General features: G+C 72.0%; 20 protein-coding genes. 11 read left to right on the top strand and 9 right to left on the bottom strand.

Annotated elements, in window-relative coordinates; genetic code table 11:
* Window positions 1-64 precede the first annotated feature (64 nt).
* Together SGFS_RS43805 and SGFS_RS43810 are read right to left on the bottom strand one after the other, a co-directional pair.
* Complete coding sequence (locus SGFS_RS43805; RefSeq protein ID WP_286257980.1) at window positions 65-541, bottom strand: hypothetical protein; 477 nt, start codon at window positions 539-541, stop codon at window positions 65-67.
* A 172-nt stretch (window positions 542-713) separates the two neighbouring features.
* On the bottom strand, window positions 714-1,484 hold the full coding sequence (locus tag SGFS_RS43810) for a hypothetical protein (protein WP_286257981.1): 771 nt from the start codon (window positions 1,482-1,484) through the stop codon (window positions 714-716).
* A 533-nt stretch (window positions 1,485-2,017) separates the two neighbouring features.
* Between SGFS_RS43810 and SGFS_RS43815 the strand changes: the two genes are divergently transcribed.
* On the top strand, window positions 2,018-2,656 hold the full coding sequence (locus tag SGFS_RS43815; protein ID WP_286257982.1) for a LysM peptidoglycan-binding domain-containing protein: 639 nt from the start codon (window positions 2,018-2,020) through the stop codon (window positions 2,654-2,656).
* Between the two features lie 33 nt (window positions 2,657-2,689).
* On the opposite strand, the gene SGFS_RS43820 is transcribed toward SGFS_RS43815, so the two are convergent.
* From SGFS_RS43820 to SGFS_RS43830, 3 genes are read right to left on the bottom strand one after another with little or no spacing between them, the layout of a single operon-like run.
* Window positions 2,690-3,328, bottom strand: coding sequence for an ABC transporter ATP-binding protein (locus SGFS_RS43820; RefSeq protein ID WP_286257983.1), 639 nt, complete (start codon window positions 3,326-3,328; stop codon window positions 2,690-2,692).
* A complete protein-coding gene (locus SGFS_RS43825) occupies window positions 3,325-6,141 on the bottom strand; it encodes a branched-chain amino acid ABC transporter permease/ATP-binding protein (RefSeq protein WP_286257987.1) in 2,817 nt (938 codons plus the stop codon). Before SGFS_RS43825 ends, SGFS_RS43820 begins: the two co-directional genes overlap by 4 nt.
* Window positions 6,141-6,638 (bottom strand): hypothetical protein, encoded by a 498-nt coding sequence (locus SGFS_RS43830; protein ID WP_286257988.1) that lies wholly within the window; start codon window positions 6,636-6,638, stop codon window positions 6,141-6,143. The genes SGFS_RS43825 and SGFS_RS43830 overlap by 1 nt, the downstream gene beginning before the upstream one ends.
* A 122-nt stretch (window positions 6,639-6,760) precedes the next feature.
* Here SGFS_RS43830 and SGFS_RS43835 point away from each other — a divergent pair, with 122 nt between their 5' ends.
* The 3 genes from SGFS_RS43835 (at window position 6,761) to SGFS_RS43845 (ending at window position 9,726) form a co-directional block, all read left to right on the top strand.
* The gene (locus SGFS_RS43835) at window positions 6,761-7,339 is read left to right on the top strand and encodes a hypothetical protein (protein WP_286257989.1); all 579 of its coding nucleotides are present in this window, start codon (window positions 6,761-6,763) and stop codon (window positions 7,337-7,339) included.
* The gene (locus SGFS_RS43840) at window positions 7,314-8,606 is read left to right on the top strand and encodes an ABC transporter substrate-binding protein (protein WP_286257990.1); all 1,293 of its coding nucleotides are present in this window, start codon (window positions 7,314-7,316) and stop codon (window positions 8,604-8,606) included. Before SGFS_RS43835 ends, SGFS_RS43840 begins: the two co-directional genes overlap by 26 nt.
* 109 nt (window positions 8,607-8,715) lie before the next feature.
* Entirely contained in the window at window positions 8,716-9,726 is a 1,011-nt protein-coding gene (locus tag SGFS_RS43845) for a helix-turn-helix transcriptional regulator (RefSeq protein ID WP_286257991.1), read from the top strand.
* Here SGFS_RS43845 and ctaD read toward each other — a convergent pair.
* Window positions 9,635-11,368: an aa3-type cytochrome oxidase subunit I gene (ctaD, locus tag SGFS_RS43850; protein WP_286257992.1), complete on the bottom strand. Its 1,734-nt coding sequence runs from the start codon at window positions 11,366-11,368 to the stop codon at window positions 9,635-9,637. The genes SGFS_RS43845 and ctaD overlap by 92 nt on opposite strands.
* A 399-nt stretch (window positions 11,369-11,767) precedes the next feature.
* Between ctaD and SGFS_RS43855 the strand changes: the two genes are divergently transcribed.
* Entirely contained in the window at window positions 11,768-11,983 is a 216-nt protein-coding gene (locus tag SGFS_RS43855; RefSeq protein WP_286257993.1) for an I78 family peptidase inhibitor, read from the top strand.
* Window positions 11,984-12,076: 93 nt separating this feature from the next.
* On the opposite strand, the gene SGFS_RS43860 is transcribed toward SGFS_RS43855, so the two are convergent.
* Complete coding sequence (locus tag SGFS_RS43860) at window positions 12,077-13,105, bottom strand: phosphatase PAP2 family protein (protein WP_286257994.1); 1,029 nt, start codon at window positions 13,103-13,105, stop codon at window positions 12,077-12,079.
* Window positions 13,106-13,310: 205 nt separating this feature from the next.
* Window positions 13,311-14,468: a mannosyltransferase family protein gene (locus SGFS_RS43865; protein ID WP_286257995.1), complete on the bottom strand. Its 1,158-nt coding sequence runs from the start codon at window positions 14,466-14,468 to the stop codon at window positions 13,311-13,313.
* 386 nt (window positions 14,469-14,854) lie between these two features.
* On the opposite strand from SGFS_RS43865, the gene SGFS_RS43870 reads away from it, so the two are divergent.
* Both SGFS_RS43870 and SGFS_RS43875 read left to right on the top strand, forming a co-directional pair.
* Window positions 14,855-16,465: an MFS transporter gene (locus tag SGFS_RS43870; RefSeq protein ID WP_286257996.1), complete on the top strand. Its 1,611-nt coding sequence runs from the start codon at window positions 14,855-14,857 to the stop codon at window positions 16,463-16,465.
* A gap of 244 nt (window positions 16,466-16,709) precedes the next feature.
* On the top strand, window positions 16,710-17,879 hold the full coding sequence (locus SGFS_RS43875; RefSeq protein WP_286257998.1) for an acyl-CoA dehydrogenase family protein: 1,170 nt from the start codon (window positions 16,710-16,712) through the stop codon (window positions 17,877-17,879).
* Between the two features lie 48 nt (window positions 17,880-17,927).
* Here the strand turns inward: SGFS_RS43875 and SGFS_RS43880 are convergent, their stop codons facing one another.
* Window positions 17,928-18,371, bottom strand: coding sequence for a cell division protein SepF (locus SGFS_RS43880; RefSeq protein ID WP_286257999.1), 444 nt, complete (start codon window positions 18,369-18,371; stop codon window positions 17,928-17,930).
* A gap of 248 nt (window positions 18,372-18,619) precedes the next feature.
* Here SGFS_RS43880 and SGFS_RS43885 point away from each other — a divergent pair, with 248 nt between their 5' ends.
* From SGFS_RS43885 to SGFS_RS43900, 4 genes are all read left to right on the top strand, one after another.
* On the top strand, window positions 18,620-19,828 hold the full coding sequence (locus SGFS_RS43885) for a DUF5685 family protein (protein ID WP_286258000.1): 1,209 nt from the start codon (window positions 18,620-18,622) through the stop codon (window positions 19,826-19,828).
* A gap of 431 nt (window positions 19,829-20,259) precedes the next feature.
* Window positions 20,260-22,068 carry an FAD/NAD(P)-binding protein gene (locus SGFS_RS43890; RefSeq protein WP_286258001.1) on the top strand — a complete coding sequence of 603 codons (1,809 nt, stop codon included), beginning with the start codon at window positions 20,260-20,262 and terminating at the stop codon, window positions 22,066-22,068.
* A 39-nt stretch (window positions 22,069-22,107) separates the two neighbouring features.
* Window positions 22,108-23,187 carry an LLM class flavin-dependent oxidoreductase gene (locus tag SGFS_RS43895; RefSeq protein WP_286258002.1) on the top strand — a complete coding sequence of 360 codons (1,080 nt, stop codon included), beginning with the start codon at window positions 22,108-22,110 and terminating at the stop codon, window positions 23,185-23,187.
* Window positions 23,184-24,521 carry an NtaA/DmoA family FMN-dependent monooxygenase gene (locus SGFS_RS43900; protein WP_286258004.1) on the top strand — a complete coding sequence of 446 codons (1,338 nt, stop codon included), beginning with the start codon at window positions 23,184-23,186 and terminating at the stop codon, window positions 24,519-24,521. The genes SGFS_RS43895 and SGFS_RS43900 overlap by 4 nt, the downstream gene beginning before the upstream one ends.
* The last annotated feature ends 304 nt before the right edge of the window (window positions 24,522-24,825 follow it).

A 24,825-nucleotide genomic window follows, 5' to 3' on the forward strand; every position in this document is an offset into this window, starting at 1 on the left:
AAGAGGGCGGCTTCCCCGTACTGGGGGAGCCGCCCTCTTCGTGTATGTGCCCCGTGCCGCCGCTTCAGAGGCCCCGGCGGGGCCCCGGCGGCAGCGGGGACGGGATGTGGTGCATTCCCGTGTGCCCGGTGGGGATCCGCGCGACGGGCTGCCAGGAGACGTTTGTCGTGGTCGCGTGGGCGGGCTGGGGATCGTGCTGGATGGAGAGGTGCCCCACCGTGTGCCGGGCGCCGTACGTACCGGTGCTGAACGTGCCTGTGCTGAACGTACCCGTGCTGAACGAACCGGTGCTGAACGAACCGGTGTGGTGCGAGCCCGTGCCGCGGTGGCCGGGACTGTGCGGGAGGCTCCCGAAGCCGGTGAACCCCAACTCCTCCTCGCCGTGCCGGTCGCCCGGCAGCGTCCGATAGGACCTGACCCACTCCGCGTAGAGCGCGTCGTAGATCGGCGTCGCCGATGGACCGCCCGAGGGTTCCTGAGCCGGCCGCATGGAAGGGATCGACTGGAAGGACGGGCGGCGGGGAACGTCGTATGCGTGCACGTCTGTGCCAACGACCCCGCCGCGCAAGGGATGCGGTAGCTCAACCATTCAGCTCCAGGTATGGGGAGCACCGTCAAGGGGCGCGGGGCTGTGACACATGCGGCTCCGCCGCGTGGGCGTGAGCAACCACGAACGGCCCACATTCACCCGATCGCCGATGCCACGACGGCGCTCACGTGCCCGCGAGCGGCAGCGTGGCGGCCACCAGTTGCCCATTCCCCGCCGCCTTGTCGAGCGCGTCCCGCAGCAGATCCTCCCGGGGCTGACGCCCGATCGACCCCACCGGCGCCGCGAACATCAGCACCTGCTGGTGCTTGTTCGCTGCGGCCCTCCAGCTCTCGGCGACCTGCAGCGGCTGGTGCGCCTGCCACCACGCCACCGGCGAACCGCCGGTCACACCCGGCTGGAGGATGGCGTGCAACTGGCCCATGGCGAGCAGCACGGACCAGCCGTGCAGCACGGGCGGCACCGAGTCGATCTGGGGCAGCGGCATGAAGCCCTGCTCGATGAGCAGCGGCAGGAAGTCGTCACCCGCGCCGGTGGTGCCCGGGCGCGCGATGGGGGCGGTCGGCTCGACGACCAGCGCGGGGTGCAGCTCGCCGCTGAGCAGGATGAGTCCGCTGGTGACTCCGAGCACGGCCTGCTCGGGCACGGCCTCGGCCGGGCTCTCGCCGACGATGGAGCGGGCGGCGCCCTGCAACTGTTCCTCCGTGACCTGGACGACCTGGGAGGGCAGGCAGGTGGCGTGGGCGAAGGCGAGGACGGCTGTCTCGTCGCCGACGAACAGGACGGTGCTGGTGCGCTCCTGCTCGGAGTCGCCCGGAGTGCGGCAGGACGTGCAGTCGTAGCCGCCGGGGGCGTTCTCTCCGGCGAGCAGCCGGTCGGCTTCTTCGTGGCCGATCTCGGCGCGTACCTCGTCGCTGACCTCGAGCATGCGCGGCACGGGTGGCTCCTCGGGATGCGGTGCGTGTCGGTGCCGGGTCGCCGCCCGGCCCATGAGCACGGAGGTTCCGGCTCATGAAGAAGACAACGGGCGATCTGTGGCCAGGGTCACGCCCGACGACGAACGGAATCGAACCATCCGACGCACAGGGTGAACGGCCGTGCGGAATCAGTTACTCCAGGCCAACTTCTCTGATTTGCGAGGAACTTGACCCGGTGAAGTGGGTCACAGGCCACCAGGGTGCCTGGTCGACAAATCCGGAAATCAGCGAATGAAGTGGGTGACCGAAAAGAGTTGTTACTTGCGGTAACGGCAAACTGGCCTCGCATGACGGGGAATTGGTTGCTGACGGCTTGTCAACCTCCATAGATTCCCGGGCCGTGTGCAACGAGCACCGCTCGGGTACGTCCGCCGACCGCACAGAGGTTCGCAGCACCACCGTCGGCGGACGGGGCCGATCGCGACACCGCGTCCCGTGTGACGCGAGGCGCGCCCGGCCTTGGGGGACCCCGGGTGTTTGGAGAGGGAAATACATGTCCGCATGTGCCGACAACACTCGTAGGACGCAGACCGCTCGCAAGACGCGAGCGACGGCAGTGCTCGCCGGGGCCATACTCCTCGCCCCGCTGGGACTGCTGACCGCCACCGGCAACGCCGTGGCCGCCGACAGCGGAGTGTGGGACCGCATCGCCAAGTGCGAGAGCGGCGGCAACTGGCACATCAACACCGGCAACGGCTACTACGGCGGACTCCAGTTCGCCGCCAGTACCTGGCGCGCGTACGGCGGAACGGCCTACGCGTCCACCGCCGACAAGGCCTCCAAGGCCCAGCAGATCGCGATCGCCACGAAGGTGCAGCGCGCCCAGGGCTGGGGCGCGTGGCCCACGTGCTCCGCGCGCGCCGGGGCGTACGGCAGCGCGCCTTCGTCGAACACGGGTACGTCCACCAAGAAGTCGACCAGGTCCGCCGCGCCGTCGAAGACGCCGCCGCGTTCCTCGGGGCACACGGACCGCAGTTCCGCCCGCGGCGACTACACCGTCCGTTCGGGTGACACGCTGAGCGGGATCGCCGCCCGGCACGGGACCACCTGGCAGCGGATCTTCGCCGCCAACAAGACCTCCATCGGTGGTGACCCCAACATGATCGTGCCCGGCCAGCGGCTCGACCTCTGAGCGTGCGCACGCCCTGACCCCGGGCGCCCGGGGTCAGGACAGTTCGGCCGCCTCACCGGCGAACGCGACCGTTCCGCGTCGGAGTTCGTACACGAAGGCCGGCGCCTCGCGCAGGCCGGGCGGCAGCCGCTGCTCGGCGACGACCACGCAGGCGTCGAGGGCGCCCAGCAGCTCGTACGTGCGGGCCGCGACCGTCGGGGACATGCCCTGGACGGGTTCGTCGACGAGCAGCACGCGTGCGCGTGCCAGCAGCGCGCGGGAGAGGGCCAGCATGCGCCGCTCGCCGCCGGAGAGGGTGCCCGCCCGGTGGGAGAGGAGTGGGCCGAGCTGCGGGTAGGCCTCCAGGGCGTACGCGGGGTCCGGTGCCGCGAGTTCGAGGTTCTCGCGGACGGTGAGCGAGCCGAAGACGGCCCGCAGCTCCGGCACGAGCACGAGTCCGCGCCGGGCACGCTCGAACGCGGGCATCCGGGTGATCTCCGTCCCGTCCCACACCACGGCCCCGCCGGTGAGCGGGACCGTACCGGCGAGGGCCCGCAGGACGGTCGTACGGCCGGAGCCGTTGCGGCCGAGCAGCACGGTCAGGCCGGGGCCGGGCGCGGCGAGGGTGACGCCGTGGAGGGCCTCCAGGGGGCCGTAGCGCACGCGCGCGTGCCGTAGCGCGATGACGGTCATGGTCCGGCCGTTCCCCGGAGAGTGCCGAGCACGTGTCCGGCGGGGCCGGAGGTGACGATCCGGCCCGCGGTCATGACGTGCACGACGTCGGCGAGGTCCGCGACCAGGTCGAGGTCGTGCTCGACGACCAGCAGGGCCGTGCCGTCGGCGGCGAGGGCGCGCAACACTCGGGCGAGAACTTCCACTTCGGCGGTGTCGAGCCCGGCGGCGGGCTCGTCGAGCAGCAGCACCCGGGGGCCTCCGGCGAACGCCCGTGCGAGTTCGACGCGGCGCAGTGTCCCGGTCGGCAGCCCGGCGGCGGGCAGGTCCCGCACCGGTCCGTCGAGCTCGAAGAGCCGCAGGGCCCGTTCCACGGCCGCGGGGTCGGCGATCCGGCCCTGCTCGGCGCCCACCCGGACGTTCTCGGCCACGGTCAACGACGGGAACACGGCCAGCTGCTGGAAGGTCCGGGCGATCCCGAGCCGGGTGCGGGCGTGGGCCGGCAGCCGGGTGATGTCCCGTCCGCCGAGCCGGACGTGTCCGCCGTCCGGCCGCAGCGTCCCGGCGAGACAGTGGAAGAGGGTGGTCTTCCCGGCGCCGTTGGGACCCACGACAGCGGTGACCCGGCCGGGGGATACGTCCAGATCGACGCCGTCCAGGGCGGTGAACTCGCCGTAGCGGAGGTGGAGGCGGCGGGCTCGGAGAGAGGGGAGGCGGCTGTCCGCGCGGGTTCCCGGTGGCCGCGGCTCGGCCGGGGAGCCGGGCCGCGGCGGGGGACGCTGCCCCGCAGCGCCGGACATCCCCTCGGCGCGCACCCGGCCGGGCGCCCCCTCGCCCGCAGCCGGCGGCCGTCCCGCTCCGCCGGAGCGCACGGCTTCGCTGTGGCCGATGCCCCTTCGCGTCCTCGCAACGCCCCCGGCCCGTGCCGCGCCCTCCACCGCAGAGGCCGCCGACGCCGTGGCACCGCCCGGAACAGTGGCCCTCCGCATCCGCTCCCGAGCCCGCACTCCCGCCGCCGTCAGCGCACCAGTCCGCCGCCGCGAACGCCGCCCTACGACCGCCGCGCGCAGCGCCTCGTACGGTCCGCCGGGAAAGCGGCCGACCAGCACCGCCGACACCCCGATCACCGCGGCCGCCACCCCGCCCCTCGTGCCCGCGTCCAGGCCGACCAGCAGGGCGGCGGCCGCGAGCGCGCCCAGCGTGCTGTCGGCGCCGAGTACGACGATCGCGGCGAACCAGAGGAGGCCCCGGACGGGGTCGTACGCGCCGGGGTCGAACGCGCGTACCCCCATGGTGAGCATGCCGCCGCCGAGGGCGGCCAGTGCGGCGCCCGCCACGAACGCCGTCAGCTTGAGCGAGGGCACGCGGACGCCCGCCGCCGACGCCCCCGACTGGTGGTCCCGCATCGCCGCGAGGGCCCGGCCCGTGCGGCCCCGGCGCAGGGCACGCGTGGCCAGCAGCGCGCAGCACAGCAGCCCCAGCTCCAGGACGTAGTACGCGCGGTCACCCTCGAAGCCCGCCGGGCGGGACACGGTGAGGCCCGAGGTCGCGTACGGCTGGGCGAAGACGAAACGGCTCACTCCGACGCCCACCGCGAAGGTCGCGAGGGCGAGTGCCAGGCCGTGGCGGCCGATCGCCGGCCAGCCGGTCAGCAAGCCCAGGGGGGCGACCAGGAGGACCGCCAGCAGCAGGGCCGTCAGCTCCGGCACGGCGGGCAGGAACGGGAAGCGCCCCGCCGCCAGCAGTGCCGTGAACAGCGCGCCCAGGCCCGCGTACGCCGCCTGGCCCAGCGAGATCTGGCCGCCTCTGCCCGTCACCACGACCAACGAGAGCAGCACCACGCCCAGCGCCGGTACCTGGACCGAGGTGTGCAGGTCCTGGCCGGCGAAGCCCAGGGGCAGGAGGAAGAGGAGCGCCGCCACGATCCACGCCCCCGGTGGTGTCGGCACCCGCGCGGTCGCCGTGCGCGGGAGCGCGTCCCCCGTCCCCACGCCGGGCAGGACCAGGGCCGCGACCAGCAACGCCACCACGAACAGATTGGCTCCCACCGCCTGGAGCAGCGGCTGCGCCCAGCCCGACGGGTGCAGCCGGGTCAGCTGGCTCTGGGCGACCCCGATGCCCAGAGCCACCAGCACGGCCACCGGGAGGCTGCGCATCCGGGCGGCCACCGCCACGGCGACCACTTCCATCACCAGCAGCGGCATGCCGTACGGGTCCAGACGGACGTACGGGGCCAGGAGTACGCCCGTCAGGCCGGCCGTGAACGAGCCGAACGCCCAGCCCGCGGCGGCCACCCGGTCCGCGTCGACACCGCTGAGGACGGCGAGCTGCCGGTCGTCCACCACGGCCCGCAGTTCACGGCCGAAGCGGGTCCAGCGCGTGGTCGCGCCCACCGCCGCCGCCATGGCGACGGCCACCGCCAACTGGCCCCACGGGTCCGCCGGCACCAGCGTCGGCGCGTCCGCCCGCGCCCCCTGGCCCCACAGCAGCGCGGCCCCGCCCACGAGGAGGACGAAGACGCCGATGGACGCCACGAGGGTCTGCGCGGGGTCGCCGCCGAGGATCGAGAGAGGGCGGAACACCAGGCGTTCCAGGGCCAGACCGATGCCGGGCGCCACCACCAGCAGGGTCACGGCGGCGCCGAGCGTGAGCGGCCAGCCCCAGTCCACGGTGAACTCGCGCAGCAGATACGCGCACACCATCGCGATCGCCCCGTGCGCGAAGTTGAGCACCCCGGTCGCGCGGTACGTCACGATCAGACCGACTCCCGTGAGGGCCGCCGCGCTGCCGACCGAGAGCCCTGCCAGCGTGAGGTCGTACGTCAAAGACGCCATCAGCCGTCCGTGGGCCCGTCTTCGGACGTCGCCTCGCAGATCGGGCACGGTCGCAGTTCGCCGCTCGCCAGCACCCGGGAGTCGACCGGCACGGCTTCGGCCTTGTCCGCCACCAGCGGGCAGTCCGCACGGTGCCAGAGGGTGCCGCCCGGCACCATCAGCAGCCTTCCGCTGACGGCGAGGGGCGCGACGGCCGCGTCGCCGGGCTCGTCCTCGGCCGTCGGCTCGGCGGTGACCAGCAGGCCGTACAACTCCTCCACCCGCGCCGCCGCCAGGGCGTTCCTGCCGTGGGCGAGGAGTACGGCGCCGGCGACGAGCAGCGCGGCGCCGGGGATCGTGCAGGAGGCGAGGTAGGGGAGCTGGCGTTCGGCGAAGCGTTCGCCCGAGACGCCGTACCAGCCGATGACGCACAGCACCGCGCCGCCGGCGAGCGCGGCCCAGCCGGCCCAGAGAACGGGGTGAGCGGCCCGCAGTCGGGCCGGTCGGGCTGTCCGCATCCGGGCTCCCACACGTCGTGTGTCTGTCCATGCCGGCGGTTGGCTTGCACTATGCCTTGTGGAAGCCGACCCTGAAAGAACCGGGCGCCGACCGCCCGGACCGACACCCGGTGGTGACCCAGATGGTTCTCGGGAGCGACCTCAGGCGGGCGAACGTACGGCGGGGCCGCGGCCCTCGGGCGAGGGGACGGGGTACGGCTCTGACCGCCGCTCTCCTTCTCTTCCTCGCCCCCGCCCTCGCGGCGTGCAGTGACGACGACGGCGGCAGCGAGTCGACGCCGCCCACTCCTTCCGCCGAGCGGACGACCGGCGAACCGGCAAGTCCCACGGCGAGCGGCCCGGATGATCCCGCCGCGGCCGAGAAGGAGATCAAGGAGAACTGGAAGACGTTCTTCGACCCGGCCACCTCCACCGAGGAGAAGCTGGCCGTCCTGGAGAACGGCGCGGCGATGGGCCCGGTCCTGAAGGCGTTCGGCGGTGACGAGCGGGGCGGGCAGGTGGAGGCCGAGGTCCAGAAGGTCGAGTTCACCTCGGCGAAGGACGCGACGGTGACGTACACGCTGCTCCTGGAGGGCGCCACGGCCCTGCCCGACGCGCAGGGGGCGGCCGTCGAGCAGGACGGCACCTGGAAGGTCTCCGTCAAGACGCTGTGCGGGCTGGTCCACCTGAGCGGCAATGCGTCCACGGCCCCGGGTTGCTGAGACCGCCGTCGCGGTCCTGCTTCTCCTGGCGGCCACGGCCTGCGGCAGCCGGCTCCCGGAGAGCGACTTCGAGCACCGGGCCACCACGCCCGTGCCGCGGACCGCCGAGCCGCTGCGCGTGGGCATCATCGCCGGCGCGACCAGCCCGGTCGGCGACGGCGCCTTCACCGGCCCGCGTGACGGCGCCAAGGCCTACTTCGACCGGCTCAACGCGCGCGGCGGCATCGACGGCCGGAAGGTCGAGGTGCGTGAGTGCGACGACGGGGGCAGCGGCGTCGGCAACAACGAGTGCGTGCACCGGCTGATCGAGGAGGACAAAGTGGTCGCCCTGGTGGCCACCACCGCCCTCGACTACGCGGGCGCCGAACGGGTCTCACGCGCGCGCGTGCCCGACATCGGGGGCCAGCCCATCGGCCCGGCGTACGACACCTACCCGCACCTCTACAGCATCTACGGCAGCCTCGCGCCCCGGAACGGCACCACCGGCTGGGACGGGAAGCAGTACGGCGGCACCGAGGTCTACCGCTACTTCAAGCGCGAGCACGGGGCCCGCACCGCCGCCGTCGTCTCGTACAACCAGTCCGCGTCGGCCGCCTACGCCCGGCTGGTCGTCCAGGGGCTGAAGGCAGAGGGGTACGAGGTGGTCACCGAGCAGGTCGACTTCGCGCTGCCCAACTTCCGCGCGGCGGCGGCCGATCTGAAGGAGCGGGGCGCCGACCTGGTCTTCGACGCCATGGACACGCACGGCAACGCCCGCCTCTGCCGGGCCATGGACGAGGTCGGCGCCGACGTGACCGCCAAGGTCACCAATGTGCAGAACTGGACGTCCACGGTCGCCGAGGACTACAAGGACGCCCCGCGCTGCCGCAACGCCCTGTGGGCCACCGGTTCCAGTCGGAACCACGAGGACACCGGGCAGGCGGCCGTGCGGGAGTTCCGCGACGGCACGAAGGGGCTGAAGACGCACTCCCAGTGGCAGCTGGAGGGGTGGGCCGCCGCGATGTGGTTCACGGACGCGGCGCGCTCGTGCGCCGCGAGCGGGGAGGGCGTCACGCGGGCGTGTGTCGACCGGTTCATGAACCGGGACGAGCCCTACACGGCCGACGGACTGCTCGTCCCCGTTCGCTTCGAACACCTCGACGAGCCGCCGAAGACCCGCAGGACATGTGTGTCGGCGGCGCGCTGGCAGGACACGAAGGGCTGGGTGAGCCAGGGAGAGATGAACGACAACTGTTTCGACGTTCCGCAGTTGCCGTACGAACCCTGACTCGTTCCGGAGCCGCTGGGACGTGTGCGCCCGGCTCGCGGACGCCGAGCGGGGAGCAACGCACGGTTGAGGACCGTGGCTGTCCTCGACCGCTGGCATACTCGGCGCCATGTTGGAGACATCGGCACGACTGCTCAGACTGCTCTCGCTGCTGCAGGCCCACCGCGAATGGTCCGGCGCCCAGCTCGCCGACCGTCTCGGCGTCACCCCGCGCACGGTCCGCCGTGACGTGGACCGGCTGCGCGAACTGGGCTACCCGGTCAACGCCAGCCCCGGCACCGGCGGCGGCTACCAGCTCGGCGCCGGTGCCGAGCTGCCACCGCTGCTGCTGGACGACGACGAGGCGGTCGCCGTGGCCGTGGGGCTGCGCACGGCCGCCGGGCAGGGCATCGAGGGCATCGGCGAGACCTCGGTGCGGGCCCTCGCCAAGTTGGAGCAGGTGCTGCCGGGCCGGCTGCGCCGCCGCGTGGGCGCCCTGAACGCCTTCACCGTGCCGATGATGCGCGGCCCGCAGCCCTCCGCCGTGGACCCGGCCGTCCTCACCGAACTGGCGAACGCCTGCCGTGACGCCGAGCGGCTGCGCTTCGAGTACCGCGACCACTCCGGCGCCGCCACCCGCCGTACCGTCGAACCGCACCGCCTGGTGTGCACCGAGCGCCGCTGGTACCTGGTCGCCTGGGACGTCGACCGCGCCGACTGGCGCACCTTCCGCGTGGACCGGGTCACGCCGACGCCGCCCCACGGCCCGCGCTTCACACCCCGCGAGGCACCGGCCGAGGACCTCGCCGCGTACGTCTCGCGGGGCGTCTCCACGCGCGTGTACGCCTCGCACGCCGTCGTACGGCTGCTGGCGCCCCTCCATGAGGCCGCCGAGCGGATCTCGCCCTCGGCGGGCACACTGGAGGCCTACGACGAGCACAGCTGTCTGCTGCGCACCGGCGCCCCCAGCCTCGATGTGATGGCCATTCACGTGCTGATGACCGGCGTCGAGTTCGAGGTGGTCGAACCGGATGGGCTGACCGAGACGATCAGGACTCTTCGGGACCGTCTGTCGGCCGCTCTTGACCGAACCGGGGATGCGGGGTCTTCTCCTGGCCCTTCCGGGTCTGGGGCGGCGTGATCGCCGCGAACTCCGGATGGTGCAGGTCGAACGCCGGCGCCTCGGAGCGGATCCGGGGCAGCGTGACGAAGTTGTGCCGGGGCGGCGGACACGAGGTCGCCCACTCCAGCGACCGGCCGTAGCCCCACGGGTCGTCGACCTCGACCCGCACGCCGTACCGGGAGGTCTTCCAGACGTTGTAGACGAACGGCAGCGTCGACAGGCCCAGCAGGAACGCGCCGATCGTCGAGACCGTGTTGAGTGCGGTGAAGCCGTCGGCGGCCAGATAGTCCGCGTAGCGGCGGGGCATGCCCTCGGCGCCCAGCCAGTGCTGCACCAGGAACGTGGTGTGGAAGCCGACGAACAGCGTCCAGAACTGGATCTTGCCGAGCCGTTCGTCGAGCATCTTCCCGGTGAACTTGGGCCACCAGAAGAAGAACCCCGCGAAGGTCGCGAAGACGACCGTGCCGAAGACGACGTAGTGGAAGTGCGCGACCACGAAGTACGAGTCGGTGACGTGGAAGTCCATCGGCGGCGAGGCCAGGATCACTCCGGTCAGCCCGCCGAACAGGAACGACACCAGGAAGCCGGTCGCCCACAGCATCGGGGTCTCGAAGGACAGCGAGCCCTTCAGCATCGTCCCGGTCCAGTTGAAGAACTTCACGCCCGTCGGCACGGCGATCAGGAAGCTCATGAACGAGAAGAACGGCAGCAGCACCGCGCCCGTCGCGAACATGTGGTGCGCCCACACCACCACCGACAGCCCGGTGATCGCCATCGTCGCGCCCACCAGCGTCAGATAGCCGAAGATCGGCTTCCGGCTGAAGACCGGGATGATCTCCGTGATGATCCCGAAGAAGGGCAGCGCGATGATGTAGACCTCGGGATGCCCGAAGAACCAGAACAGGTGCTGCCACAGCAGCGCCCCACCGTTGGCCGCGTCGAAGATCTGCGCGCCGAACCGCCGGTCCGCCTCCAGACAGAGCAGCGCGGCCGCCAGCACCGGGAACGCCATCAGCACCAGGATCGATGTGAACAGGACGTTCCAGGTGAAGATCGGCATCCGGAACATCGTCATACCGGGCGCGCGCATCGCGATGATGGTGACGATGAAGTTGACCGCGCCGAGGATCGTGCCGAACCCGGCCAGCGCGAGCCCCATGATCCACATGTCGGCGCCGATGCCGGGCGACCGCTCCAGACTGTTGAGCGGCGCGTAGGCGAACCAGCCGAAGGCGGCCGGCCCCGAGGGCACCAGCAGCGAGCCCAGCACGATCAGACCGCCGAAGAGGAACAGCCAGTACGAGAACATGTTCAGCCGGGGGAAGGCGACATCGGGCGAGCCGATCTGCAGCGGCATGATCTCGTTGGCGAACCCGGCGAAGGTCGGCGTCGCGAAGAGCAGCAGCATGATCGTGCCGTGCAACGTGAACAACTGGTTGAACTGCTGGTTGTCCACGATCTGCGTGCCCGGCCGGGCCAGCTCGGCCCGCATCACCAGCGCCATCAGCCCGGCGGCCAGGAAGAACAGGAACGACGTGACCAGGTAGAGATGGCCGATCTTCTTGTGGTCGGTGGTGGTCAGCCAGCCGACCGCCCACTGGCCCCACCACTCCTTGGTCCGCACGGGTCGCGCCGTCACCTGTACGGTCTCGGTCCCCATCGCTCGCCCCTTCGCCGCCGCGTCCTGGGCCCGTGGTGCTCGCCATGATGCGCCCCCCCGCGCGCCGACAGGAGGCGTGCGGGGGAAGTGTGCGGGAACCGTGTATTTCCCATGTGTCGGCAGCTTCCGGCACCCATCCGGAAATCGGCTGGGAAACGACCGCGTACACACCGGCTACACGACCTCTGGCGTGCTTTCCCGTGGGCTATTCGAGATGGTGCCGAACCGCCCCAGAATTACGTTCGACAGCACGCGGAAGGCGTACGGAACCGCCCGTACGTGTGACGTCCCACTGCGCCGCCGGCCGATCTCGGGAGGGTCGAAACGCGTGTCGTGGTTCTGTGACAGAAGCGTGACTACGGGGGGACATCGGCCCGGCCGCCACCTAACGTTGCGCTCATGGCACCCATTCCCACCCCGCCCGCGGAGCCCCAGGACGACCCCGACACCTACGTCGGACTGGCGGCGCCGAACGCCGAGCAACGCGCCCGGGAGCGCGGCTGGTCCACTGTCAGATCGCTGCCGCCGGGGGCGATCATCACCATGGAGTACCGGTTCGGCCGACTGAACTTCGAGGTGCGGGACGGCCGGGTGACGCGCTGCTGGAAGGGCTGAGCCGGCCCGGTACGAGGCGAAGGCCCGGCTCTCACGAGCCGGGCCTTCGCTCTGCGGGGGTGGTTGTGCGTACCTGTTCCCCGCTGTCTCGTGTCAGCCTCCGGTGAGCGGCCGGGCCGAGGTCGCGCCGCGTGCCACGCGGTCGGAGTGCGGTGGCCTGCGCGGGCCGATCGGGGTCACCGGCGTCCGTTCCGAGCGGATGAGATGCGGCCCCGGGGCCAGGTGCAGCGGCCCGAGCGGGGAGTGGGCGGTACGGGCCGCGATACCCGTGTCACGGGCGGTCGCGGGCTCCTCACCGGGCCCCCGCAGCGGGGACGCGCCCACGGCGGTCGGCGCCGGTGCCTGGGCGGGCACAGGTGCCGTACGACGGTCGCGCCAGCTGTCCCGCAGGGAGAAGATCCCGGCCTCGGCGCGGGCGATCAGCGGCTCGAACCAGGGCAGCGCCAGCATGATCAGCAGACCGGCGGCCCAGCCCAGCAGGACATCGCTCAGCCAGTGCGTACCGAGGTAGACCGTCGTCAGGCCGACGCCCAGCGAGGTCACCGCGGAGAGCGCGGAGAGCCAGCGTCTGGCTCTCGGCGTCGACGCCAGATAGGCGAGGATGCCCCAGGTCACCACGGCGTTGGCGGTGTGGCCCGACGGAAATATGTCGCCGCCCAGCCACATCTCGTTGGAGCCGATGTTGGTCGCGTAGTGTGGCCCGAGCCGGCCCATGCCCAGCTTGGCGGCGCCGACCGTGAGGTTGAGCAGCAGCAGCGAGACGCCGAGCGCCAGCATCGGGCGCAGGGTGTGCTGCCGCCACGAGCGCCAGCCCAGCCAGGCGGCGACCATCACGGCGGTGGGGCCGCGCTGGCCCAGGACGACGTAGTAGTCGAGGAACGCGTGGATCTCCGGCCACTGCTGATACGGCCGGAAGAACATGATCTGCCAGTCGAGCCGCACCAGCCACGACGTGATCACCACGGCCCACACGATGGCCACGTAGAAGGCCAGGGTGGAGCCGAAGAGCACCACCCGGTGCCGGGTCATCACCGGCACATCGATGTGGACCGGTCGTTCCGGCTCACGGTCCAGCCTCGAGAAGACCCGGTCCAGACGGGTCAGCTTTCGTTCGGTACGCACACAATCGACGTTACAGCGAGTGAGCTCCCGGGCGGCTCGAATCACTGGGTTTGTGATGACGATGTGATGTGGGATTGCTCTCAGATTGCTGTTTATTTCTGCTGAATGGTCAATCGTGAGGACACTTCACCTTCATTTCCATGGACCAAAGCCGACCACGGTTTTACGCGCCTTTTGAATTAGTTCACCGAAAGGATGCGCGGAATTACGGGGGGCCGGTGCCATTCAGCCAGAACGCCCCGTAGACCGCCGAGGCCACCGCGACCCCGCCGAGGATCCACGCCGACCTGGGCACCCGCGCCCCGGCCAGCGCCCGGGCCAGGGGCAGCAGCAGCGGGAAGGCCGGCATCAGCAGGCGAGGCTTCGAGCCGAAGTAGCTCGACGCGCACAGGGCGAGCGCGGTGACCACCCCCGCGTACACCAGCAGCGGCAGCGGCTGCCCCTGCCGTACGCAGACGACGTACAGCCAGGCGATCAGTCCGACCCCGACGAGCAGCCCGACGCCCGCGAGAGCCGACGGGAACGACGTGAACTTGCCGACGACGAAGCGGGCGAAGGCGTAGCCCCCGTCGAAGCCGTTGCGCCAGCCCGCCTGGATGTCCAGATAGCCGAGGGGGCCCTTGCCCGTGCGATGGCCGACCCACAGCACATAGCCGGCCGCACCGAGGGGCGCCAGCAGCATGCCGAGGGCGCGTGGCCAGGCGGGGGCGCCGTGCGATGCGGTCGAGCGACCGATCCGCCCGAACGAGGCGATCGCCGTCGCCCAGAGCGCCGCGACCACCGCGAGTCCCACCGGCCGGGTCAGCCCCGCGAGCGAGGCCAGTAGCCCCGCGGTCACCCAGCGGCCGGTCAGGACCGCGTACAGCGACCAGGCGGCCAGCGCGGTGAACAGTGACTCGCTGTACGCCATCGACTGCACGATCCCGACCGGCAGCACCGCCCACAGCAGGACCGCGCACACCCCGACCCGGCGGCCGTGGACGTGGTCGGCGACCGCGAAGATCCCCCAGGCGGCGGCGAGCGAGGCCACGGTGGAGACGAGCAGGCCGGCGTGCGCGGGCGACAGCGGGGTCACCGCCGACACCGCCCGCTCCAGCCAGGGCAGCAGCGGGAAGAAGGCCAGGTTCGAGTGGACGTCACCGTTCGGGAGGCGGACCTCGTAGCCGTAGCCGAGGTCGGCGATCCGGCTGTACCAGAGCGAGTCCCAGCGGGCCGACAGCAGCGTGAGCGCGCTCTTGTCGCGCGCCGCGCTCCACAGGGCGAGCACGACCAGCCCCAGGGCGCGCACGGCGGCGTACCCGAGGAGTGCGGGGGCGGCCCGGCGCAGCAGGGGAGGCGCCGGGCGCGTTTCAAGATCGGTCACGCGCTCGATTATCGGCGGCACGGGGAACCTCGGTGACGTGTTCGTACGTGATGGTCCGTGATGGGCGATGACGGACGGTGCGGCGACGGGCCGGACGGTGATCGAACGTGACGAAGGCGCCACGGACGGGTGAGGGCCGCCTGCCGGCCGGCTGATGGACGACCGGTGGGCAGGGCGTGCGCGCGGTGTGTCGTGGTGTACGCCACACTCCGCACGAGGCTCCATGAGACACCCGCCACGCTGCACCGGCCGGGACTCGCGTACGCTGACGGCTCACTCGCCTTTCGTTGCGTGGGTCCGGGACGCCGCTCCTCCCGGGCCGTAGCCGCCGGGGAGTCCCCACCCCGCCGGTCCCGCCGAACGCGAGAGCATCTGGGAGGTAGTACATGTCCGGGACGCCCACGGCCGCCACGCGATGCCGTCGGGAGGCCGGGGCCGGTGCAAACCGCTGGGTCGTCCTCGTCGTCCTCTGTGTCAGCCTGCTGCTCGTGGCCGTCGACGCCACCGTGCTGCATGTGGCCGTGCCCGCCGTCACCGAGGACCTCAAGCCCAGCGCGATAGAACTGCTCTGGATCGTCGACGCCTATCCGCTGGTCTGCGCCTCGCTGCTGATCCTCTTCGGCACGCTCGGAGACCGGGTCGGGCGCAGGCGCGTCCTGCTCCTCGGATACGGCCTCTTCGGCGTCGCCTCCGGACTCGCGGCCCTCGCCGACAACCCCCAGGTCCTCATCGCCGCACGTGCCCTGCTCGGCGTCGGCGGCGCCATGATCATGCCTGCGACGCTCTCCATCCTCCGCCAGATCTTCCCCGACCGGCGCGAGCGGGCGCTCGCCATCGGCATCTGGAGCGCGGTCGCCGCCGTGGGCGCGGCGGTCGGGCCGCTGCTCGGCGGTTTCCTGCTGGAGCACTTCTGGTGGGGTTCGGTCTTCCTCATCAACATCCCTCTGATGCTCGTCAGCCTGCCCGTCGGACGGCTGCTGCTGCCGGAGTCCACGGGAGACCGCGACGGCCCCTGGGACGTGGTGGGCGCGCTCATGGCGGCCGTCGGTCTGTTCGGTGTCGTCCTCGCGGTGAAGCGGCTGGGCACCGGCGAGCTGCCCTTCGACCCGTGGACGGCGCTGGCTCTGCTGGTCGGCGGCGGACTGCTCACGGCGTTCGTACGGCGACAGCGGCGGCGTACGCATCCGCTGGTGGACCTGCGGATGTTCGGGCGCCCCGCGTTCAGTACGTCAGTGGGGTGCATCGTGCTGGCGATGCTCGCGCTGGTGGGGCTGGAGCTGATCGCGGCGCAGTATCTGCAACTGGTCCTCGGCCTGTCCCCCCTGGAGACGGGCCTGCGCCTCCTCCCCCTGACGATCGCGGCGATGGCGGCGGGCCTGGTCGGCGCGAACCTGCTGCGCCGCTTCGGCCCGCGCCGGATGGTGTCCCTCGGCTTCTGCCTCACCGCGTTCGCGGTCGTACTGCTCACGGCGATGGGGCGGCACGACAACGCGGGCCTGCTGCTGGCGGGTTTCGTGTTGCTGGGCTTCGGCCTGGAGACGACCCTCTTCGGCGCGTACGAGTCGATGCTGAGCGAGGCGCCGGCGTCCTCGGCTGGCGGGGCGGCGGCGATCGGCGAGACCTCGTACCAGCTGGGGGCCGGCATCGGCATCGCCCTCCTCGGCAGCGTGATGAACGCGGCTTACGCGCCCGGGCTGTCGTCGGTGCCCGGCGTGCCTGCATCGGCCTCGGCTGCCGCCGGGCATTCACTGGGCGAGGCGTACGAGGTGGCCGGCCGCTTGGGCGGACCCTCCGGCGAGGCGCTGCGGAGGGCGGCCCGTGAATCGTTCGTCCACGGGCTGCATGTGACGTTGCTGGTCAGCGCGGGCCTGCTGATACTCGGCGCGGTGATGGCCCTGCGGCTGCCGCGGATGATGGACTGCGCGGCGGGGGCCCAGGCGGATGTTCCGTCACCCCGGGAGGCGACGGCGCACGTACCGGAGTCGGTCAGCGGTTAGCGGCACCCGGTGCTGGGGCCGGTCGGGGGCAGGCCGGGCCCGGCGCCCACGGGGCGCCGCTGCGCGACCGGCCTCTCGGGCTGCCCGCGGTCGGCGACGGCCAAGAGGCGCCCGCGCGAGTCGCCGACGGTGGTGCACCCCCGCAGACGAGTCCCACCAGGATCGCGACTCGTACGGGCGGGCGGGGTGGGTGAAGGGGTAACGTGACTAGCGTCGCTAGTTTTCGTGAGCCGGAGGCTGTCCCATGCGCTTCGACCCCGCCGACCCCCTCGGCATCGACGACCTGCTGGACAGCGAGGACCTCGCCGTCCGAGACACCGTGCGCAGATGGGCGGCCGACCGCGTGCTGCCGTATGTCGCCGACTGGTACGAGAAGGGCGAGCTGCCCGAGATCCGGGAGCTGGCACGGGAGTTGGGCGGCATCGGCGCCCTCGGGATGTCGCTCAGCGGGTACGGGTGCGCGGGGGCCAGCGCCGTGCAGTACGGGCTCGCCTGTCTGGAGCTGGAGGCCGCCGACTCGGGCATCCGGTCGCTCGTGTCCGTACAGGGCTCCCTCGCCATGTACGCCATCCACCGCTTCGGCTCCGAGGAGCAGAAGCAGACCTGGCTGCCGCGGATGGCCTCCGGCGAGGTCATCGGGTGCTTCGGGCTCACCGAGCCCGACCACGGCTCCGACCCCGCCTCCATGCGGACGTACGCAAAGCGCGACGGCGGCGACTGGGTGCTCAGCGGCCGCAAGATGTGGATCACCAACGGCTCCGTCGCCGGAGTCGCGGTCGTGTGGGCTCAGACCGACGACGGCATCAGGGGCTTCGTCGTGCCCACCGACAGCCCCGGTTTCGCCGCCCCCGAGATCAAGCACAAGTGGTCCCTGCGCGCCTCCGTCACCAGCGAACTCGTCCTCGACGACGTGCGGTTGCCCGCCGACGCCGTACTCCCGGAGGTCACCGGCCTCAAGGGCCCGCTCGGCTGTCTCTCCCACGCCCGGTACGGGATCGTGTGGGGGGCGATGGGCGCGGCCAGGGCCTGTTTCGAGACGGCCGTCGAGTACGCGAAGACGCGGGAGCAGTTCGGGAGGCCGATCGGCGGCTTCCAGCTCACCCAGGCCAAGCTCGCCGACATGGCGGTCGAGCTGCACAAGGGGATTCTGCTCGCCCACCATCTGGGGCGGCGGATGGACGCGGGACGCCTTCGTCCCGAGCAGATCAGCTTCGGCAAGCTGAACAACGTACGCGAGGCGATCGAGATCTGCCGTACCGCCCGCACGATCCTCGGCGCGAACGGGATCTCCCTCGAGTACCCCGTGATGCGGCACGCGACGAACCTGGAGTCCGTGCTCACCTACGAGGGCACCGTCGAAATGCACCAACTCGTGCTGGGCAAGGCGCTCACCGGTCTCGATGCCTTCCGGTGAGCCACGGACGACCCGTGCACCGGAAGGCGGCCGGCGAGCGGCCCTGCCTCAGCTCTGGTTGAAGAAACCGTCCGTCTGACGGCTCGCGGCCTCGCCGCTGACGATCTCCGTGTCGGACGGGGTCAGCAGGAACACCCGGGTCGACACCCGCTCGATCGAGCCGCGCAGACCGAAGATCAGACCGGCGGCGAAGTCGACGACCCGCTTGGCGTCGGCGGGCTCCATGTTCGTGAGGTTCATGATGACCGGGACACCGTCCCGGAAAAGCTCGCCGATGTGCCGGGCGTCACGGAAGCTGTCCGGAGTGACCGTGCCGATCCGGCGGCCCTGCTCGTGCGCGGACTCGGACGCGACCTTCACCCGAGGGTCGGTGACCCAGGCATCGCCGTTTCCGGACTCCCGCTCATCGGCGTAGTCGTCGTCGTAGTAACGCTCGTCATCGTTGTCGTCGACGAGGCCAAGCCAGGCACTCGCCTTGCGCACCGATCCCATGGACGCCTCCTCTCACAGCGGTCTGTTCTGCGTTCCGCATCCCTATCGTCGTCCATGATGCGGATGTCTCGCCAAGTGGATAGACGCCGCACGGGGGTTTCGTGACGGTACTGGTGCAGAACGAATTCGTCGAGAGCCCGTGTGCCCCAAGGGCTCTGTCGTATACGGATGCTGACTGTGAGTGAAATAATATTGTTCACGGCGTATGGGTGAGTGTCGGGGCGTACGAGTGAACGTGGGGAGTGCCGTTGTTCGGAATCGTGCGGCCCTGCAGTCATCGGCTGGGCGAGGGGCTGCGGACGCAGTGGATGGCGCATCTGTGCGGGCTCTGTCTCGCGTTGCGCGGTGACCACGGGCAGTTCGCCCGGGTGGTCACCAACTACGACGGGCTGCTGGTCTCGGTGTTGACGGAGGCTCAGGCCGAGCGGGCCACCGAGTGGCGGCGGACCGCCGGACCCTGTCCGCTGCGCGGGATGCGCACCGCCTCGGTCGCGCAGGGCGAGGGCGCGCGTCTCGCCGCCGCCGTGTCGTTGGTGCTCGCCTCGGCCAAGGTCCGCGACCACGTCGCCGACGGGGACGGGCTGCTGGCCCGCAGGCCCGTGGCGCTCGCCGCGCGCCGCGTCGCCACGAGCTGGGGGCGCGCCGGGGCCCGTACGGGGTCGGACGTCGGGTTCGACACGTCCGTGCTGGTCGACGCCGTGGACCGACAGCCGGGCATCGAGGCGCTCGCCGAGCCCGGCACACCTCTGCCGGCGGTCACCGAGCCGACCGAGACGGCGACCGCGGCGGCCTTCGCGCACACGGCCGTACTCGCCGGACGCCCGGCCAACGCCGCGCCGCTCGCCGAGGCCGGACGGCTGTTCGGGCGGCTCGCCCATCTGCTGGACGCGGTGGAGGACCAGGTCGCCGACGCCGCCTCCGGCGCGTGGAACCCGCTGACCGCCACGGGGACGTCACTGGCCGAGGCCCGGCGGCTCGCCGACGACGCGCTGCACGGTGTACGGCTGGCGCTCAGCGAGGTCGACTTCGTGGACGGCAGGCTGGCGCATCTGCTGCTCGTGCATGAGCTGCGGCGGTCGGTGGACCGGGCGTTCGGGACGGTGCCGGTGTGCGCGACGCTCCCCCACTCTCGACTTCGCTCGAGCGGGGGGACCCCCATGCCCGGCCCGTACGGACAGCCTCCGCAGGGCGGCAATCCGTACGCCGGGAACGGCGGGAACCCGTTCGCCGGCGGTGGTGGTGCCGGCGGCCCCGGCGGCTTCGGTGGTGTGCCGGCGCCGCAGCCGCCGAGGCGGCGTGGGTTCTGGGCCGGGTGCGGGATGTTCTGGCTGCTGTGCTGCACCTGCCGGTTGTGCTGTGCCAAGGAGTACGAAGGGCCCTGGTCCCGGAAGAAGCGCGAGGGCTGCTGCCGGGACTGCGACGACTGTTGTGACGCGTGCGACTGCTGCGACTGCTGACGGCGAAACATGAGGGGAGGGGGCGCCAGAGGGGCTGGCTGTGCGTGTGAAGGCGGGGCGAATGCATGAAGGCGCCCGGCAGAAGGGCGCGCAGTGGGTCAGCTCAACAGGAGGAGGACCACACGCGACCGAGGTCGATGTGGGAGCGCTTGACCAGCCACTGCTGTGGATGCATGAGGGTTAGTGGAACAGGCATCCGTTTCTGCGTCAACTGTGCTGAGACGTAGTGCTCACGGTATGGACAACCTTGACAGTGAGGGGAAACGGCCCCGTACTCTCGACGGACGGCCCTGCTGAGGGGCTCGGCCGTACGCGCCTCGCGGCGCCCCGTGTGAAGGCATCACCCGCGTTCGATTCGACGCATCACGGAGCCTTCGCATGCCCTTCCCCAACTTTTTCGCCGTTCCTGCCGATCAGCGGGCAGGTGCCCGATGACCGCCGTGAGCAGTGCCGCACGGCCGTCGCTGGTGATCGTCGGCGCCGGGCCGCGGGGGGCCGGTCTCGTCGAGCGGATCGCCGCCAACGTGCCCGAGCTGTACGAGGGTTCGGGCCTGGGCGGCACCGGGTTCGACATCCATCTCGTGGACCCCCATCCGCCGGGTGCCGGGCGGATCTGGCGTGCGGACCAGTCGCCGCTGCTGTGGATGAACTCGCAGGCCGAGGACGTCACGATGTTCACCGACGCGACGGTGCGGATGGACGGACCCGTGAGCGAGGGGCCCACCCTGCACGAGTGGGCGGACCTCGACGGCCGGCTCTTCGCGGACCGGCGGATCCAGGGCGCGTATCTGCGCTGGGTGTACGACAGCGCCGTGGCCGCCCTGCCGCCGGACGTCACCGTGCGCCACCACCCGCACCGGGCGCTGCGCGTCACCGGTGCGCGCGAGGGGCGCCAACAGGTGTGGCTGGAGGGGCACGAGCGGCCCCTCGACGCCGATCTCGTCGTCCTCGCGCTCGGTCATCTGGACGCCGAACTCGACGAAGAACAGCGGGAGTTGGCTGCTTACGCCCGCGACCACGACCTCGTCCATCTGCCGCCGGACTTCACCGCCGACAGCGATCTTTCCTCGCTCCGGCCCGGTGAACCGGTGCTCGTGCGCGGCTTCGGGCTGGCCTTCGTCGACCTCATGGTGCTCCTCACGGAGGGGCGCGGCGGACGCTACGAGGGCGATCCCGAAGGCGAGCTGACGTACCACCCGTCCGGGCGGGAGCCCGTGCTGCACGTCGGGTCGCGGCGTGGGGTGCCGTACCACTCGAAGATCGGCTACGACCTGGCAGGGGAACGGCCGCCGCTGCCGAGGTTCTTCGGACCCGCCGAGGTCGAGGCGCTGCCGGCCCGCCCGGAGGGGTTCGACTTCCGGCGGGACGTGTGGCCGCTGGTGGAGAAGGAGCTGGGGTTCGCGCACTACCACCGGCTCTTCGCCGCCCATCCCGGGCGTACGGCCATGGCATGGACCGACTTCGAGGAGAAGTACGCGGCCGCCGACGCGGCCGAGCGGGCGACGCTGGTGGCGTCCGCGGTGCCCGATCCCGCCGACCGGCTCGACCTCGCCGCGCTCGACCGTCCGCTGGAGGGGACTCGGTACGCGTCGTACGAGGAGTTCCAGGAGGGGCTGCGGGAGTACATCCGGACGGATCTGAGCGAACGTCATGATCCCTCCCGCAGTCCCGACCTGGCGGTGTTCTTCGGGCTGCTGTCGGTCTACGGGCAACTGATCCGGCTCGGTGACGTCGGGTCCTGGTGGCACGGGTTCTTCAGCTATCTGGCCTCCGGGCCGCCAGGGCCCCGGCTGCGGCAGATGCTCGCGCTGTCCCGGGCGGGTGTCCTGCACTTCGTCGGCGCGGACATGGCCGTCGCGGCCGAGGACGGGGTGTTCCGGGCGTCGAGCGCGACCGTGCCCGGTGCCTCGGTCGAGGCGAGGGCGCTGGTGGAGGCCCGGCTGCCGCAGCCGACGGTCGCGCGGGCCCGCGACGAGCTGCTGCGCGCGCTGCACGCCGAGGGGGCCGTCGTCGAGACCCCGGAGGGACTGCTCGCCGTGCACCCCTTCGACGGGCGGGTACTGGACGGGGCCGGGGTGCCGCATCCCCGCCGCTTCGCCCTCGGACCGCACACGGACAGCCGTACGCCGGGGGCCTTCACCCGGCCGCGCACCGGCGGACCGGCGTTCCGCCAGAACGACGCGACGGCCCGGGCCCTGCTGGTGTTTCTCCGGGACCTGGCCGGCGACAGCGTCGGCTGATGGCCTTTTCCGCACTCGATGACAGAAAGGGGCCGTTCGATGACCTCATCGCACGGTCGGGGGCTGCTGCACCTGGCCGCCGCCGTCGATCTGCACGCGGAGTACGACGCCGGGGCGTTCGTGGAACTGGTGGGGCTCGCGGAGCGGGGCGCGCTGGACTTCGTGACGCTCGGGGACTCGTTCGCGCGGCCGGGGCTCGACGCGCTCGCCGTACTGGCCCGGGCCGCGCCCGCCACCGGGCGGATCGGGCTGGTGCCGACCGTCACCACCACCCACACCGAGCCGTTCCACGTCCAGGCCGCCGTGGCGACCCTCGACTGGGTCAGCCGGGGCCGGGCCGGCTGGTGGATCGACGTGTCGCGGACCGAGGGCGAGGCCCGGCTCTTCGGGCGCCGGCACGCAGCGCCCGCCGAGGAGCTGTGGCAGGAGGCCGGCGAGGTCGCCGACGCGGCCGCCCGGCTGTGGGACAGCCGGGAGGACGGCGCCGAGATACGGGACGCGGAGACCGGGTGGTTCATCGACCGGGACAAGCTGCACTCCGTCGACTTCGAGGGCGCCACCTTCTCCGTCAAGGGGCCCTCGATCGTGCCCAGACCCCCGCAGGGACACCCCGCGCGGATCGTCGACGCCACCGAGGGGCCCGCCCGGCGGACCGCGGCCCGGTTCGCCGACGTGGCGGTCGTACGGGCGGTCGGGCGCGAGCAGACGGGTGCCGTACGCGAGGAGCTCCGGGCTGCGGCGGCCGGGTTCGGGCGGGATCCCGACGGGCTGAAGGTGCTCGCGGGCCTCGTCGTCGACCTCGGCGGCGGCGAGCACGCGGCCGAGCCGGGGCACGGCGGAGGCGGCCCCCGGCAGACCGCGCAGGGCCCGCTGTACCGGGGCGGCCCCGTCGACCTCGCCGAGCTGATCGCCGCCTGGCACCAGGCCGGTGCCGTCGACGGCTTCCACCTCACCCCCGTCGAGCCGCGCCGTGACCTGGAACGGCTCGTCAACGGCACGGTCGCGCTGCTCCAGCACCGCGGTCTGTTCCGCACCTTCTACCCGGGCAGCACGCTCAGGGAGCACCTGGGACTCGCGCGGCCCGCCAACCGGTACGCCGTGACAGGGGGAGCGTCATGACCGCGCGCCGGAAACGCATTCACCTCGCCGCGCACTTCCCCGGGGTCGACAGCACCACCGTCCGGGCCGACCCCCGGTCGCGGTCCCAGATCGAGTTCGCCTCCTTCGAGCATCTCGCCCGCACCGCCGAACGCGGACTGTTCGACTTCTTCTTCCTCACCGAGGGGCTGCGGCCGCGCGGGCACAGGGCCCGGATCCATGACCTGGACGTGGTGGGGCGGCCCGAGTCGATCACCGTGCTGAACGCGCTCGCCGCCGTCACCGAGCGGATCGGGCTCGCCGCCACCGTCGACGCCACCTTCAACGAGCCGTACGAACTCGCCCGCAGGCTCGCCTCGCTGGACCATCTGAGCCGGGGCCGGGCGGCGTGGAACGTCGTGACCTCATCGGACGCCTTCACCGGGCAGAACTTCCGGCGCGGCGGCTTCCTCGACCGGGCCGACCGGTACACGCGGGCCGACGAGTTCGTGCGTACGGCCAGGGAGCTGTGGGACTCCTGGCGGCCGGACGGGGTGTCGCGGCCCTTCGCGCACCGGGGGCGGCACTTCGACATCGCGGGCGAGTTCACCGTGCCGCGCTCCCCGCAGGGGCACCCGGTCGTCATCCAGGCCGGGGACTCGGCCGAGGGGCGGGAGTTCGCCGCCTCCACCGCCGACGTGGTGTTCACCCGGCACGGCACCCTGGAGGCGGGCCGGGCCTTCTACGCCGACGTCAAGGGGCGGCTCGCCAGGTACGGCCGTGAGCCCGGGGAGCTGAAGATCATGCACGGGGTCACCGTCGTACTCGGCGACACCGCGGCCGAGGCGCAGGAGAAGGCCACCGAGATCCGGCGGCAGCAGGTCTCGCCGCAGAACGCGATCCTCGCCCTGGAGCAGAGCTGGGGGACCGATCCGTCCTCCTACGACCCCGACGGGCCCCTACCCGACATCGACCTGGTGGCGGACTCCGCGATCGCCCAGGGGCGGACCCGGCGCGGTGACACCGTCGCGCTCGCGGAGATGGGGGTCCCCCCGCTCGAGCGAAGCCGAGAGCGGGGGAGGCGGGGCCTGTCGAAGGAGAAGGGGCTGTCGATCAGGCAGACCGTGATCGAGGCGAGCGCCCGACAGTCCTTCATCGGCACCCCGGCGGCGGTCGCCGCCGAGTTGGCGGAGTTCGTGCGGGCCGACGCCGCCGACGGCTTCATCCTCGTACCCCATCCGACGCCCGGCGGGCTCGACGAGTTCGTGGACCGGGTGGTGCCGCTGCTCCAGGAGCGGGGTGACTTCCGCACGGAGTACGAGGGCACCACGCTGCGCTCGCATCTCGGGTTGCCGACGCCCCGGTGGCAGGGATGAGTGCGGGGGCGCCGCCGGGCCTGCGGGGCGACTTCCGGACAGGCCCGGGCGGTGGGCCGGGACGCCCCCCGAGGTGACGGTGAGGGGCGCCGCCGAGCGGCCCGCGGCGGTGGACCTCGACCGGCCGGGTGTCGCGGCGGGGGAGCGCGACCTGCCGGGTGGCGTTCGGGCGGCTCATTCGGAGCAGTGGGCCAACTCCTTCGAGGGGCGTTCGGCATCCGCACAGAACCTCCACATATCCCTTGGTGGAAGCAACTGGCGAGGAAGGTGCGCCCGTTGGGGTTCCGTGCGGCCGAAAGGCCCT

It is taken from the genome of Streptomyces graminofaciens, assembly GCF_030294945.1.
GTDB classification, from domain to species: Bacteria; Actinomycetota; Actinomycetes; order Streptomycetales; family Streptomycetaceae; genus Streptomyces; species Streptomyces graminofaciens.